Source organism: Ramlibacter sp. 2FC, from assembly GCF_005503345.1.
In the GTDB taxonomy this organism is placed as follows: domain Bacteria; phylum Pseudomonadota; class Gammaproteobacteria; order Burkholderiales; family Burkholderiaceae_C; genus SCMQ01.
In genome coordinates, this window is the sequence record NZ_SCMM01000001.1 from 182,382 (window position 1) to 196,175 (window position 13,794).

Here is a 13,794-nt window from a genome sequence, read left to right on the forward strand (position 1 = left end):
CAGACCCACAGGAGACAAAGATGAAATTCACGCGCGCAATGCTGTTGGCCGCGACGCTCGCCGCCGGCGCGACCGTGCAGGCCCAGGAACCGGTCCGGATCGGCTTCATGGCCGAACTCTCGGGCCCGCAGGGTGTGCTGGGCCAGGAGCAGTACGACGGCTTCATGCTGGCCGTGGAGCGCAACGGCGGCAAGCTTGGTGGAGTGCCGGTGCAGGTGTTCCGCGAGGACTCGCAGCTCAAGCCGGAGGTGGCCGTGCAGCTCGCGCAGAAGCTGATCGAGAAGGAGAAGGTCTCCATCATCACGGGCATCACCTTCTCCAACATCATGATGGCCGTGCACAAGCCGATCACGGACAAGCAGGTGTTCCTGATCGGCTCCAACGCGGGCCCCGGCCCGATCGCCGGCGCCCAATGCTCCCCCTACGGTTTCGTTGTTTCGTGGCAGAACGACGTGCAGTCGGAGGTGGTCGGCAAGTACGCCGCGGACAAGGGGTTCAAGAAGGTGTTCGCTCTGGCCCCGAATTACCAGGCCGGCAAGGACTACATCGCGGGCTTCAAGCGCTACTACAAGAGCGAACTGGCCGGCGAAACCTACACGCCGCTGAACCAGCAGGACTTCTCGGCCGAGATCTCCCAGATCGCTGCCGCGAAGCCCGATGCGGTGTTCGTCTTCTATCCGGGCGGCCTGGGCATCAACTTCGTGCGCCAGTACCAGCAGGCCGGCCTCATGGGCAAGATCCCGCTGTTGTCCACCGGCACCACGGACGGCTCCACACTGCCGGCGCTACGAGAAGCTGCCCTGGGCGCGATCACCGGATCGTTCTGGGGGCCCGAGTTCGACAACCCGCAGAGCAAGCGCTTCGTCGAGGAGTTCGAGACGAAGCACAAGCGCATTCCCTCGCAGTACGCTGCCCAGGGTTACGACTCGGCGATGCTGCTGGATTCGGCCATCGCCAAGGTGCGCGGCAACGTCGGCGACAAGCCGGCCTTCACGGCGGCGATCAAGGCGGCGGATTTCAAGTCCGTGCGCGGCCCCTTCAAGTTCAACCACAACAACTTCCCCGTCATGGACATGCCGGTGCTGCAGGTCGCCAAGGACGCGCGGGGCCGGATGAGCCTCAAGACGGTGGATTTTCCCCTGCGCAATCACGAGGACGCATACCACCGGCAGTGTCCGCTGAAGTAAACGTGACGGGCTGGACACGATGACTCTCGAGCTTTTCCTGACGCAGCTGCTCAACGGCGTGCAATTGGGCATGCTGCTGTTCCTGCTGTCCGCCGGTCTCACGCTGGTGTTCGGCATCATGGGCTTCCTGAACCTCGCTCACGGCTCTTTCTACATGTTGGGCGCCTACCTGGGGGTGGCCGCCTGGCAGGCCAGCGACTCCTTCGCCGTGGCGCTCGCCGCTGGTGTGGGCGCCTCGCTCCTCTTGGGCGTGGTCATCGAGCGGCTGGTGCTGTTGCGGCTGTACGAGCGGGACCACCTGTACCAGGTGCTCGCGACGCTCGGCCTGATCCTTTTCTTCAACGAGCTGGTGCGCATCGTCTGGGGCCCGTCCTCGCTGTTCATGGCGGCGCCGCAATGGCTGGCGGGCGCCGTCGACCTGTTCGGCCTCAGCTACCCGGCCTACCGCCTTGCGATCGTTGTCGTCGGCGGGGCCGTCGCGGTGGCCACCTGGTGGCTGATGCACCATACGCGGGTGGGCATGTTGATCCGGGCTGGCGCGACCGATGCCGCAATGGTCTCTGCGCTGGGCGTCAACATTCGTCGCCTGAACACGCTGGTGTTCGGACTGGGCGCTGCGCTGGCGGGACTGGCGGGCATCATGGCCAGCCCGATCCTGTCGGTGCAGTCGGGGATGGGCGAGCCGGTCCTGATCCTCACGCTGGTCGTGATCGTCACCGGCGGCATCGGCTCCGTGCGCGGCGCCTTCCTCGGCGCCCTCATCGTGGGCATGGTCGACACCATCGGCCGCGCCTTCCTGCCGGTGCTGCTGCCTCACGTGCTCCCGGGCGCAGCGGCCAAGACTGCGGGCCCGACGATCGCTTCCATCCTCATCTACCTGTTCATGGCGGTCGTGCTGGCGATCCGCCCGCGCGGGCTGTTCCCTGTCAAGCATGGCTGAATCCAGAAAATCGACTGTTGCGGCCTTCGTGGTGCTGATCGCCCTGGCTGCCGTTCCCTGGCTGGCGCAGGCGCTGGGGCAGGACTACTACGTGACCTTCCTTTCGCGCGTGCTGATCCTGGCGCTCGCGGCGATCGGCCTGAACCTGGTGCTCGGGTTCGGCGGGCTGGTCAGCATGGGCCACGCGCTGTACCTGGGCGTTGGCGTGTACGCGGTCGGCATCCTCGCCAACAACGGCGTGACCAGCGGCTGGGTCCACCTGGCGACGGCGCTGCTGGCCGCAGCAGTTCTGGCGGTGCCGCTGGGCCTGCTCTGCCTGCGCACCAGCGGCATGGCGTTCATCATGATCACGCTCGCCTTCGGCCAGATGGCGTACTACGTGGCCGTGACCCTGCGCGACTACGGTGGCGACGACGGCATGGCGATCCCGGCACGCAGCGATTTCGGGCCGTTCTCGCTCGACGACAACGCCGTGCTGTATTGGGTGGTGTTCCTGCTGCTGCTGCTGGCTCTGTACGCCAAGCAGCGCCTGGTACGTTCACCCTTCGGCATGGTGCTGCGGGCGATCCGGATCAACCCACGGCGAATGGCCGCGCTGGGCTACCCGACGCTGCGCTACCAGCTGGCCGCATACCTGCTGTCGGCGCTGGTCTGCGCGCTCGCGGGCGTGCTGCTCGCCAATCTCGCGCGCTACATGTCGCCTTCTTACCTGCAGTGGCAGGTTTCGGGCGAACTGGTGATGATGATCGTGCTGGGCGGCATGGGAGCGGTGATTGGGCCTCTGTACGGGGCACTGGCGCTCCTGGTGCTGGAGGAGTTGCTGGTCTCGCTCCCGTTGCCGCTGCCGTGGGGCCTCGATGCGATCGTGGCGAAGCATCCGATGGCGGTGGTCGGCCTGTTCATCGTGGCGGTCGCGATCGGGATGAAGGGCGGGCTGCACGGGCTGCTGGCGCGCGGCCGGCCGGATCGGGCGCCGGTTGGCGCCGGCGCCGAAGCGGGCAAGCCCGGGCCGGTGCCTGCGAAGGAGCCGGCATGCTGACCGTCGAGAACCTGCAGAAGCGCTTCGGTGGCCTGACCGTCACCGACCGCGTGAACCTGTCGCTGGTGCCCGGCGAGCTGCATGCGCTGATCGGGCCCAACGGCGCGGGCAAGACCACGCTGGTCAACCAGCTCGCGGGCGAGATCGCGCCCAGCGGCGGCCGGATCCTGTTCGACGGCGTCGACATCACCGCGCTGCCCACCTGGCGGCGCTCGCTGCTGGGCATCGGCCGCTCGTTCCAGATCTCATCGGTGTTCGGTGAGTTCACCGCGCTGCAGAACCTGCTGCTGGCCGTGCGGCCACGGCGCGGCCACAGCTTTCGCTTCTGGCGCGCTGCCGAGAGCGACCAGGCGCTGGTCGCCCGGGCGCGGCAGGCCTTGCGCGACGCCGGCCTTGCGGCGCGCGCCGATCAGCCGGTCGCGCGGCTCTCCCACGGAGAAATGCGCCAGCTGGAGCTCGCGATGACCCTGGCCACCGAACCGCGCCTGCTGCTGCTGGACGAGCCGATGGCCGGCATGAGTCCGAGCGACGCCGAAGCGGTGATCGGCGTACTGCGTGGGCTGAAGGGCCGCTACACGACCGTGCTGATCGAGCACGACATGGATGCGGTGTTCGCGCTGGCGGACCGCATCAGCGTGCTGTTTTATGGCCGGATCCTGGTGACGGGCACGGTGGACGAGATACGCAGCAACCCGGTGGTGCGCGATGCCTATCTCGGGCATGACGAAAGGAACGCGTGATGTCCACTCTGCTCCAGGTGCGTGACCTCGAGGTGTTCTATGGCACAAGTCAGGCATTGTTCGGCGTGTCGCTCGAGGTTTGCGAGGGTGAGTGCGTCACGCTGATCGGGCGCAACGGCATGGGCCGCTCGACGCTCGTCCACACCGTGATGGGCATGCTCCGGCCGCGCCGGGGCGCGATCACGCTGCGCGGCCGGCCGGTGCACGAGCTGCCCAGCTTCCGTGTGGCCCAGGCCGGCATCGGCCTGGTCCCGGAGGGCCGCCGCATCTTCCCGACCCTCACCGTACGCGAAAACCTCGTGGCCACCGCGCGGACCAGGCCTGATGCGCGCGCGGGATGGACGCTGGAACGTGTCTACGCCATGTTCCCGCGGCTGCGCGAACGCGAGCGCAACCTGGGCGCCAACCTGTCCGGCGGAGAACAGCAGATGCTGGCGATCGGCCGGGCGCTGCTCACGAATCCCGACCTGCTGATCCTGGACGAAGCGACCGAAGGCCTGTCGCCCCTGGTGCGGCAGGAGATCTGGCGCAGCCTGGCGGCGCTCAAGGCGGAAGGGCTGTCGCTGCTTGTCGTCGACAAGGACCTGGAGGCGCTGATGCGGCTGGGCGACCGGCACATCGTGTTCGGCAAGGGTCGGGTGGCCTGGACCGGCAACTCGCAGCAACTGCGCGCAGCGCGGGAAGTGCAGGATGCGTACATCGGGGTCTGAGCCGCCACGCCAGCAACAAGCTCTTAAACACTCACACGGCGGCGAGCACGGTCTTTACCGACGCCAGAAACGCTTGCGCAACGGCTTGGTCGACCCGATCTCGCGCATGAAGTGAGTAACACTCCATGATCACGGCCGGCTCGCTATCGATTGGCGCCCGCGGCCCTGGTGCGCGATGCCGCCGGCCGCAGCGCGATTTCCTACGAGGACTTCGCCTGCGTGGTCATCGACGAACTGGAGGCGGTCCAGCACCTGCGCCAGTTGGCGGGCACAGGGCATTGAGCCTCAGGCACCTTCCCCATAGGCCGCCATGAACACCCTCACGGCCTCGCGCAGGAGGGCCCTGTCCTCGCGCGTGTCCGGCAGCTCTAGCATCAGCAGCCCACGGACGTGGCCATCGCCCATGAACATCGACAGGAACAGGTTCGCTGCCTGCCGCGGGTGCCGCACCTTCAGCGTGCCCGCCGCATGGGCGCGACGCAGGTAGGCGGCCAGTTCCTCCATCAGCCGCTCGGGCCCCTGACGGTAGAACGCGCGGCAAGCCTCTGGCTGCGCCCCAGCGGCGCCGTAGACCGAGCGGAACTTGCCCAGCGCCTCGTCCTCGCGCGTGAGCGCGAGGAACTGTTCGCCGATCTCCAGCAGCGCCTTTTGGGGCTGCTGCGGGTCCAGCGACTCGACCCCGGCGACGCCGCCGATGACACGTTCCGTGCGTTCCCGCACGACCGCCTCGAACAGCCCTTCCTTGGAGCCGAAGTTGCTGTACACGGTCATCTTCGAGACGCCTGCCTCGGCCGCGATGGCCTCCACGCTGGCGCGTTGCAGGCCGTGCGCATAGAAGTGGCTCTTCGCCGCCTCCAGGATGCGCCTGCAGCGCTCGGGGTCGCGCGGCCTGCCGCGTTGCGGCTTCGGTGCGGATTCGTCCTTCTGGGGCATGGTCAACTTTAATGTACTTGACAGTTCAGTATATATCATCCACACTTACTGTACTCACTAGTACAGTTTATGAAGCCACTCGCCCAACTTCCCCTTCGCCGGGCCGCCCCGCCCCTGGCACTGGCGGCATTCACTCTCCTGTCGGCATGCTCGGTCGCCCCCGTGCAGGCCCCATCACCGTCCGTGCCTCTGGCGGCCGCCTTCGGTCAGGCAGGTCCGGCGACGGGCGCCCGTCACGACCTGGACAGCACCTGGTGGCCCGGCTACGCCGATCCGACGCTGACTGCATTGATTGATGAAGCGCTGGCCGCCAACCAAGACGTCGCCATCGCGCTGCAACGCGTCATCCAGGCCCGCGCAGGCAGTGATGCCCAGAGCTCTCGGCTCTGGCCCACGGTCGGTCTGCAGGCGTCGGTCTCGCGCAGCGACAGCGGCCTGCCCGCCCCGGTCAAGCAAGGCCTGCCGGACACGCGCGCGCTGCGCGCCGGTATCGAACTGGCCTGGGAGATCGACCTGGCCGGTGGCGTGCGCGCCGCACGCGATGCGGCACGGGCCGACACCGCCGCGGCCGAGGCCGGCGTGCAAGGAGCCCGGCTGCTGGTGGCGAGCGAGGTGGCGCGCCAGTACTTCGTGCTGCGCGGCACCGAGGAACGGCTGCGCATCGTCCAGGCCCTGGCAGCAGCCCAGCGCGAGACGTCCGCCCGCGTGGCCAGCCGCCTGCGTGAAGGTGAGGCCAGTGCCTTCGACCTCGATCGTGCGCGCGCCGAGGCCGACGCGCTCGATGCGCAGGTGCCCGCTCTGCGCACGCTGGCCGGCATCTCGCAGACGCGGCTCGCCGTGCTGCTGGGCCGCAACCCGTCGTTGCGCGTGATCGACCCCACGGTGGCGTTCGCATGGCCCGCGGCGCGGGAGATCGGCACCGGCCAGCCCAGCGAACTTCTGCGGCGCCGGCCTGACCTGATCGCCGCCGAGGCGCGCTTCGGGGCCGAGACGCTGCGCGGCAGCGAGGCGCGCGCCCAGTGGTGGCCCAAGCTCTTCCTGAGCGCCCTGCTCGGACGCCAGGACCTGCGGCTGAACGCGCTGGATCTCGCGCCGGTGCCCTTCTCGAACGTGGCGCTCGCCTTTGCAGCGCCGATCTTCAACGCGGGGCGGATCGACGCCGGCATCCGCGCCCAGTCCGCGCGTGCCGAGGAGGCGTTGCTGGCCTGGCAGAAAGCGGTGCTGGTGGCGGTCCAGGAAGTCGAAGACAGCCTCCTTGCACGCAGAGAAGAGGCCAAGCGTGGCGCCGCGCTGGCCACGGCCGTGGAACACCGCCGCCGCTCATTGCAGCGCGCCCAATCGCTGCAACGCGAAGGCCAGATCGATCTGCTGGTGCTGCTGGACGTGCAGCGCTCGGTGTTGGCCAGTGAGCTGGCCCTGTCGGACAGCCGCCTTCAGCAGGCGCTGGCCGACGTGCAACTCTACAAGGCACTGGGCGGCGGCTTCGCGCCAGCCCGACCCGCCTCCGCCATCACTTCCCAAGCCGAGAGAACGAGCCCATGAACCGCATCTCCCCTGCACTGTCCCGCGCAGCCGTTGCCACCGCCTGCGCGCTGCTGGCCGCCTGCAGCGACCCGCCCGCCCCTGTCGCGGTGACCAGGCCGGTCTTCGTGACCACCGTGACCCCCTCCGCATCGCTCCAGACACGCACGTTCACATCGATCGTCCGTGCCCGTGTCGAGACGGACCTGGGTTTCCGCACCGGCGGCAAGATCGTGGAGCGGCTGGTCGATGTCGGCGACACCGTGAACGCCGGCCAGGCGCTCGCCCGGTTGGACCCGGCCGACTATCAGCTGGCCGCGCGTGCCGCCGCCGACCAGGTGCAGGCTGCATCGGTCGACGCGCAGCAGGCCGCGTCTGACGAAGCGCGGTTCCGGCGGCTGCTGGCGGACGGTTCCGTCGGCGCCGCCGACCATGAGCGTCAGAAGGCGCGCGCCGACGCGGCCGCGGCCCGTCTGGACCAGGCGCGCCGCCAACTCGAGCTGGCCCGCAATCGCGAAGGCTACGCGACGCTGACGGCGCCCTATGCTGGGGTGGTCACCGGACTGCGCTTCGAGCGCGGCCAGGTGGTGGCCGAGGGCCAACCCGTGCTGTCGCTGGCGCGGGACGGCGAGCGCGAGATCGTCGCGGACCTGCCCGAAGAATGGGTGGGCCGGGCACGGACGCTCAGCGCCACGGCCACGCCCTGGCATGACGCGAAATCGCCGCTTTCGCTGGCGCTGCGCGAAGTCTCGCCGCTGGCCAACGCGCAAGGCCGGACCTTCCGCGTGCGCTACGCCGCGGCTCCGCAGTCGCGCGCGCAGATCGCCGCCCTGCCTCTCGGCAGCACCGTGCAGTTGCACCTGTCCGCAGCAGCGGCCGGTCCGGTGGCCAGCGTCCTGCCCGTCACCGCGCTGGTGAAGGCCAGCCAGTCCGCGGGAGTGTGGATCCTGGACGCCAAGGGCTCCGGCCTGGTGTGGACCCCTGTGCAGGTTGTTGCCATCGACGACGCTTCCGTTCACGTCATCGGCCTGGCTGCTGGCAGCCGCGTCGTCACCGTCGGCGCGCAGAAGCTGGACGCCGGCATGGCCGTGCGCGCCGTCGAGCGTTCCCCCGAAACCGGTCCGGCCCTGGCCGCCAAGAGCACCTCATGAAACGCTTCAACCTGTCCGAATGGGCGGTCACGCATCGCGCGATGGTGCTGTTCCTGATCATCGCGACCCTCATCGTCGGCGGCTTCTCCTTCAGCCGGCTGGGCCGCCTGGAGGACCCGAACTTCGACGTGCCCCAGATGACGGCCATCGTCGTGTGGCCGGGCGCCAGCGCGCAGGAGGTGCAGGACCAGGTCCTCAACCGCATCGAGCGCCGGCTGCAGGAGCTGGACCACTTCGACTACGTGCGCAGCTTCGCGCGCCAGGGCTACGGCGGCATCACGCTGTGGATGAAGGGCGGCAGCAGCAAGGCGGAGCTGGACAACGCCTGGTACCAGGTGCGCAAGAAGATCGGCGACGTGCGCCAGGAGTTCCCCGAGGGCGTGCGCGGGCCATTCTTCAACGACGAGTACAACGACCGCTACAGCGTGCTCTACGCGGTGAGCGCGCCCGGCCTGTCGATGGCCGAGCTGCTGGCCGTCACCGAGGACGTGAAGCGGCGCATCCAGGGCGTGCCCGGTGCCGGCAAGGTGGACGTGCTGGGCAAGCAGGCCGAACGCGTCTTCGTGGAAATCTCCACGCGGCGGCTGGCGGCGCTCGGCGTTCCGCCCACGACGGTGTTCGATGCCCTGGCGCGCCAGAACCTGGTGACGCCGGCCGGCTCGGCCGACACCACGCACGACCGCGTGCAAGTGCGCGTGGACGGCGGGGTGCGCAGTGCCGCGGATGTGGCGAACGTGACGCTGGAGGTGGGCGGCCAGCTGCTGCGGCTGGCGGACATCGCCACCGTGCGCAGCGGCTACGAAGACCCGCCGAGCTTCAGCATCCGCCACAACGGCGTGCCGGTGCTCGCCATCGGCGTGACCATGCAGCCCAAGGGCAACGTGCTGGATTTCGGGCGCGCGCTGGAACAGCGAATGGCGCAGGTGCGGCAGGAACTGCCCGTGGGCGTGGAGATCCAGCAGTACGCCGACCAGCCGCGCGTGGTGGCCGAGTCGGTCTGGGAGTTCGAGCGCTCGTTCCTGGAGGCGCTGGCGATCGTGCTGGCCGTGTCCTTCCTGTTCCTGGGCTGGCGCACCGGCATCGTGGTGGCCGCGTCGGTGCCGCTGGTGCTCGGGCTGGTGGCGGCCGTGATGTATGCCGCCGGCTGGAACCTGGACCGCATCTCGCTGGGCGCGCTGATCATCGCGTTGGGCTTGCTGGTAGACGACGCCATCATCGCCGTGGAGATGATGGTGGTGAAGCTGGAGGAAGGCTGGGACCGTGTGCGCGCTGCCACTTACGCCTACACCTCCACGGCGTTTCCGATGCTGACCGGCACACTGGTCACGGCCGCCGGCTTCATGCCGGTGGGCTTCGCGAAGTCGATCGCCGGCCAGTACGCGGGCGGCATCTTCTGGGTCGTCGGGGTGGCGCTGATCCTGTCCTGGGTGGTGGCCGTGGTCTTCACGCCCTACCTGGGCGTAGTGCTGCTGCCAAAGAAACTGGCTACCGGTACGCACCACGACGTCTACGACCGGCCCGTGTACCACCGGCTGCGGCGCGTGGTCGACTGGGCGGTGCAGCATCGCGCGTGGGTCCTGGCCATCACGGTGCTGGCCTTCGGCATCGCCGGCGCCGGCATGCTGAAGGTGCAGCAGCAGTTCTTCCCCACCGCCTCGCGGCCCGAGCTGCTGGTGGAGTTGCGCCTGCGCGAGGGCGCGTCGTTCGCCGCCACCGAGCGGCAAGTCAAGCTGCTCGAAGCGCGGCTGGCCAAGGACCCCGACGTGGAATTCTTCACCGCCTACACCGGTGCCGGCACGCCACGCTTCTACCTGTCGATCCAGCCGGAACTGCCCAACCCCGGCTTCGCGCAGTTCGTGGTCAAGACCGCCGGCATCGAACAGCGCGAGCGCGTGCGCGCGCGCCTCATGGAGCTGTTCGCCAAGGACGAGGCCCTGCCCGACGTGAAAGCGCGCGTCACGCGCCTGGAATTCGGCCCGCCGGTGGGCTTCCCGGTCCAGTTCCGCGTCATCGGCCCTGACAAGGCCCAGGTGCGGGAGATCGCCTACCGGGTGCGCGACACGGTGCGCCAGAGCCCGCTGGTGCGCGACACGCAACTGGACTGGAACGAGCAGGTCCGCTCGGTGCAGGTCCGCGTCGATCAGGACAAGGCACGGCTGCTGGGCCTGTCCAGCGCCGACGTCCAGGGCTTGGTGCAGACCGTGCTGGACGGTGCCCCGGTGACGCAGATCCGCCGCGGCGAGGAACTGGTGGATGTGGTCGTACGGGCCACGCCGGAAGAACGCAAGCGCATCGGCCAGCTGGGTGACCTGCAGGTGTTCACGCGCAGCGGCGTCACCGTGCCGCTGTCGCAGCTGGCGCGCGTGGAGCCGGGCTTCGAGGAACCGGTGCTGTGGCGACGCAACCGCGACATGGCACTGACCGTGCGCAGCGACGTCGTCGACGGCGTGCAAGGCCCTTACGCCACGGCGCAGATCCGGCCGTCGCTGCAGACTATCATCGACAGCCTGCCCCCCGGCTACCGCATCGAGGAAGGCGGCGCGATCGAGGAGAGTGACAAGGCCAACGAGGCGCTGTTCGCGGTGTTCCCGGCGATGTTCGCGGTGATGCTGACGCTGCTGATGATCCAGCTGCAGAGCTTCTCTCGCCTGTTCATGGTCTTCATGACGGCGCCGCTGGCGCTGATCGGCGTGGTGCCGGCGCTCTTGCTGTTCCAGGCGCCGTTCGGCTTCGTGGCGCTGCTCGGGGTGATTGCCCTGGGCGGGATGATCATGCGCAACTCGATCATCCTGGTCGACCAGATCGACCAGGACATCGCGCGCGGCACGGCGCCGTGGGCTGCGATCGTCGACGCTACCGTGCGGCGCTCGCGCCCCGTGGTGCTGACGGCCGCCGCCGCGGTGCTGGCCATGATCCCGCTCACGCGCAGCGTCTTCTGGGGACCGATGGCCATCGCTATCATGGGCGGCCTGGTGGTGGCCACGGCGCTGACGCTCGTCTTCGTGCCGGCGCTGTACGCTGCCTGGTTCCGCGTGCGGCGCGATTCCCCCGCTCAGGCGCCAGCCGCAGGGCCGGCCACCCTGGCCGTGCAAAGCGCGAGCGAAGCATCCCATGCTTGAGCTCGCCGACACCGGGGGCCGCAGGCGCAAGCAGGCGCGGCCCCGAGAGCTGCTCGATGCCGCACTGGCGGTCTTTGTCGAAAAAGGGTTCGCGGCCGCCCGGGCGGATGAGATCGCCGCGCGGGCTGGCGTTTCCAAGGGAACGCTGTACCTCTACTTCGACAGCAAGGAAGACCTGCTTAGGACGCTGATCGCCGAGGGCTTCTCGTCCCGGATCGAGCTGCGGGCGCATCAAGTGACGGCAAGCTCCGGAGCAAGCGGTGAGCTGCTACTACAGGCCTTGACGGCGTGGTGGTTTTCGCTGGCGGAAGGCCAGGCTGGAGGCATCTTCAAGCTGATGCTCACGGAGGTGCGCAACTTCCCGGGACTGGCGGATTGTTGGAACCGCGAGGTGATGGATCCGGTGCGCGGCCTGGTTTCGCGCATCGTCCTGCGCGGCATCGATCGCGGCGAGTTCCGTCCTGTAGACCCCGACCTGGTGGCGCACGCGCTGATGCTGCCCATCGTGATGGCCTGCTTGCACCGGCACACGATCGGCCCACGCGTGCCGGACGACTTTCTGATGCACGCCCCCGATCTCCTCGGCCGCCATATCGAACTCGTTCTGGAAGGCTTGAATTGGCATCCGGACCGCGGCCAGGAAGGCGGCGCTGCGAGCGCGGGCGCCTAGATTTCTTCACACAGGAGCAACCAATGTCCAACGGACAAGAGCAGCAGCAAAGCCCCGTAGCGATCGTCACGGGAGCATCGGGCGGTATCGGAGAGGCGACCACGCGGGCGCTGGCAAAGGCTGGGTACCGAGTCTTCGGAACCTCTCGCAAGACTCCGCCGCGGCAATCCACAGGAGTGGAGCATGTGGCTTGCGACGTGACCCGCGATGATTCCGTCGAGACTGCGATCGGACAGATCCTCGCGAAAACCGGCCGCATCGACTTGCTGGTCAACAATGCCGGAATCGGCCTGGTTGGAGGGGCGGAGGAGTCTTCGCTCGAACAGGCGAAGTCGCTCTTCGACGTCAACCTGTTCGGCGTGATCCGGACCACCAAGGCCGTCCTTCCGGTGATGCGTAGTCAGCGCTCCGGCCGCATCGTGAACATCAGCTCCGTGATGGGATTGATCCCAGCGCCCTACTTCGCGCTGTATGCGTCGAGCAAGCACGCGCTGGAAGGCTACTCCGAGTCACTGGACCACGAGGTGCGCGACGTCGGCGTCAGGGTGATCCTCGTGGAACCGGCCTACACGCGCACGTCGTTCGAGAGCAATCTGCTCCAGGCCGACCAGCCGCTCGATGAGTACAAGTCGGCGAGCGCGAACGCGCAGGCCGTGATGCGCGAGGTGATGATGAGTGCCGACTCGCCGGAACTGGTCGCTGACGCCGTGCTGAATGCCGCGACGGCGGCAAAGCCGCGCGCCAGGTACACCGCGGGCGGATTCGCGCGGCAAGTGAGCCTGCTGCGCCGTTTCGTTCCGCAGTCCGCGTTCGACAAGAGCCTGCGCAAGCAACTGCGTTTGCCAACATAGGCACGTGCGCTATGGAAGGTCGTGACGGTTCTACTCGAAGGAGCCAAGAACCTGGGCAGCTTCTGGACGAGCTACGCCAACGGCCCGATCATGATCGGTGGCGGTTACGAGCAGAACCGTCGTGACGACGACATCGCCGTGATCCTCGGCACCTGCAACTTCGACGTGGTCAAGCTCGGCGCTGGCTACAGCCAGGTCGACACCGTGGCCATCGCTGGTCCGAAGCGCAAGAACCGGAACCTGATGGCCACCGCACCTGTCGGTGTCGTCACGCTGAAGGCCGGCTACAGCCAGAGCAAGGCCGAAGGCACCGAGCTGAAGACCAAGAAGATCGGTCTTGGCGGCGAGTACGTCCTGTCCAAGTGCACCCACGCCTGCGCCAAGGCCCTGGTGCGCGAGGGCGCGCAGGTGGTCATCGTGGCACGCACCGAGGGCCCGCTGCGCGAGGCCGCGGCCGAGTTCGCGGCCCTGGGCCCGGGCCCCGTGGCCTGGGTCGCGGCCGACCTGGCGAGCGCGGATGGGCGCGCGCGCATCTTCGCGGCCCATCCCGAGTTCGACATCCTGGTCACCAACGCCGGCGGCCCGCCGCCGGGCGACTTCCGCCATTGGGACCGCGAGGCCTGGCTGCGCGCGATCGACGCCAACATGCTGGCGCCGATCGAGCTGATCAAGGCCACGGTCACCCGAGGAGCTGCGCGCCGCGCGCCTGGCCAGGCACCCGGCCCACCGCTTCGGCCAGCCCGAAGAGCTCGGCAACACCTGCGCCTACCTGTGCAGCGTCATGCGGGCTACATCAACGGCCAGAACCTGCTGATGGACGGGGGCTCGTTTCCGGGGGTGTTCTGACGGTTGCGTCCACGACGCATCGCCGGGCCTTCGACCGGCACGCCTTGTAAAATTCAAGGACTGTTGAACCAGCCGCCGAAGGCGAAG

12 protein-coding genes and 1 pseudogene are annotated in these 13,794 nt (G+C 68.4%); 12 read left to right on the plus strand and 1 reads right to left on the minus strand.

Going from position 1 to position 13,794, the window contains the following annotated elements:
- The first annotated feature begins 20 nt into the window (after positions 1-20).
- The 6 genes from FFS10_RS00950 to FFS10_RS23630 all read left to right on the plus strand — a co-directional run bounded on the left by FFS10_RS00950 (position 21) and on the right by FFS10_RS23630 (position 4,898).
- Entirely contained in the window at positions 21-1,187 is a 1,167-nt protein-coding gene (locus FFS10_RS00950; protein ID WP_137890525.1) for an ABC transporter substrate-binding protein, read from the plus strand.
- A gap of 19 nt (positions 1,188-1,206) precedes the next feature.
- Positions 1,207-2,127 (plus strand): branched-chain amino acid ABC transporter permease, encoded by a 921-nt coding sequence (locus FFS10_RS00955; RefSeq protein ID WP_137890527.1) that lies wholly within the window; start codon positions 1,207-1,209, stop codon positions 2,125-2,127.
- Entirely contained in the window at positions 2,120-3,166 is a 1,047-nt protein-coding gene (locus FFS10_RS00960; protein WP_137890529.1) for a branched-chain amino acid ABC transporter permease, read from the plus strand. The genes FFS10_RS00955 and FFS10_RS00960 overlap by 8 nt, the downstream gene beginning before the upstream one ends.
- Positions 3,160-3,906, plus strand: a complete 747-nt coding sequence (locus FFS10_RS00965; protein ID WP_137890531.1) for an ABC transporter ATP-binding protein — start codon at positions 3,160-3,162, stop codon at positions 3,904-3,906. Before FFS10_RS00960 ends, FFS10_RS00965 begins: the two co-directional genes overlap by 7 nt.
- On the plus strand, positions 3,906-4,616 hold the full coding sequence (locus tag FFS10_RS00970; protein ID WP_137890533.1) for an ABC transporter ATP-binding protein: 711 nt from the start codon (positions 3,906-3,908) through the stop codon (positions 4,614-4,616). Before FFS10_RS00965 ends, FFS10_RS00970 begins: the two co-directional genes overlap by 1 nt.
- A gap of 150 nt (positions 4,617-4,766) precedes the next feature.
- Positions 4,767-4,898, plus strand: a complete 132-nt coding sequence (locus FFS10_RS23630; protein ID WP_283957564.1) for a hypothetical protein — start codon at positions 4,767-4,769, stop codon at positions 4,896-4,898.
- A 3-nt stretch (positions 4,899-4,901) separates the two neighbouring features.
- Here FFS10_RS23630 and FFS10_RS00975 read toward each other — a convergent pair whose 3' ends face one another.
- Complete coding sequence (locus FFS10_RS00975) at positions 4,902-5,549, minus strand: TetR/AcrR family transcriptional regulator (protein ID WP_137890535.1); 648 nt, start codon at positions 5,547-5,549, stop codon at positions 4,902-4,904.
- 69 nt (positions 5,550-5,618) lie between these two features.
- Here FFS10_RS00975 and FFS10_RS00980 point away from each other — a divergent pair, with 69 nt between their 5' ends.
- The 6 genes and pseudogenes from FFS10_RS00980 (at position 5,619) to FFS10_RS23635 (ending at position 13,707) form a co-directional block, all read left to right on the plus strand.
- Positions 5,619-7,091: an efflux transporter outer membrane subunit gene (locus FFS10_RS00980; protein ID WP_137890537.1), complete on the plus strand. Its 1,473-nt coding sequence runs from the start codon at positions 5,619-5,621 to the stop codon at positions 7,089-7,091.
- Positions 7,088-8,221, plus strand: coding sequence for an efflux RND transporter periplasmic adaptor subunit (locus tag FFS10_RS00985; RefSeq protein WP_137890539.1), 1,134 nt, complete (start codon positions 7,088-7,090; stop codon positions 8,219-8,221). The genes FFS10_RS00980 and FFS10_RS00985 overlap by 4 nt, the downstream gene beginning before the upstream one ends.
- Positions 8,218-11,340 carry an efflux RND transporter permease subunit gene (locus FFS10_RS00990; protein ID WP_137890541.1) on the plus strand — a complete coding sequence of 1,041 codons (3,123 nt, stop codon included), beginning with the start codon at positions 8,218-8,220 and terminating at the stop codon, positions 11,338-11,340. Before FFS10_RS00985 ends, FFS10_RS00990 begins: the two co-directional genes overlap by 4 nt.
- The gene (locus tag FFS10_RS00995; protein WP_137890543.1) at positions 11,333-12,010 is read left to right on the plus strand and encodes a TetR/AcrR family transcriptional regulator; all 678 of its coding nucleotides are present in this window, start codon (positions 11,333-11,335) and stop codon (positions 12,008-12,010) included. The genes FFS10_RS00990 and FFS10_RS00995 overlap by 8 nt, the downstream gene beginning before the upstream one ends.
- 23 nt (positions 12,011-12,033) lie before the next feature.
- Positions 12,034-12,861, plus strand: a complete 828-nt coding sequence (locus tag FFS10_RS01000) for an oxidoreductase (protein WP_137890545.1) — start codon at positions 12,034-12,036, stop codon at positions 12,859-12,861.
- Positions 12,862-12,882: 21 nt separating this feature from the next.
- Positions 12,883-13,707: pseudogene (locus FFS10_RS23635) on the plus strand (SDR family oxidoreductase).
- The last annotated feature ends 87 nt before the right edge of the window (positions 13,708-13,794 follow it).

Coding starts and splice junctions, on each gene's coding strand:
- FFS10_RS01000 (WP_137890545.1), top strand. CDS start 12,034: ATGTCCAACGGACAAGAGCAGCAGCAAAGCCCCGTAGCGATCGTCACG.
- FFS10_RS00950 (WP_137890525.1), top strand. CDS start 21: ATGAAATTCACGCGCGCAATGCTGTTGGCCGCGACGCTCGCCGCCGGC.
- FFS10_RS00975 (WP_137890535.1), bottom strand. CDS start 5,549: ATGCCCCAGAAGGACGAATCCGCACCGAAGCCGCAACGCGGCAGGCCG.
- FFS10_RS00970 (WP_137890533.1), top strand. CDS start 3,906: ATGTCCACTCTGCTCCAGGTGCGTGACCTCGAGGTGTTCTATGGCACA.
- FFS10_RS00985 (WP_137890539.1), top strand. CDS start 7,088: ATGAACCGCATCTCCCCTGCACTGTCCCGCGCAGCCGTTGCCACCGCC.
- FFS10_RS00960 (WP_137890529.1), top strand. CDS start 2,120: ATGGCTGAATCCAGAAAATCGACTGTTGCGGCCTTCGTGGTGCTGATC.
- FFS10_RS00955 (WP_137890527.1), top strand. CDS start 1,207: ATGACTCTCGAGCTTTTCCTGACGCAGCTGCTCAACGGCGTGCAATTG.
- FFS10_RS00965 (WP_137890531.1), top strand. CDS start 3,160: ATGCTGACCGTCGAGAACCTGCAGAAGCGCTTCGGTGGCCTGACCGTC.
- FFS10_RS00990 (WP_137890541.1), top strand. CDS start 8,218: ATGAAACGCTTCAACCTGTCCGAATGGGCGGTCACGCATCGCGCGATG.
- FFS10_RS00980 (WP_137890537.1), top strand. CDS start 5,619: ATGAAGCCACTCGCCCAACTTCCCCTTCGCCGGGCCGCCCCGCCCCTG.
- FFS10_RS00995 (WP_137890543.1), top strand. CDS start 11,333: ATGCTTGAGCTCGCCGACACCGGGGGCCGCAGGCGCAAGCAGGCGCGG.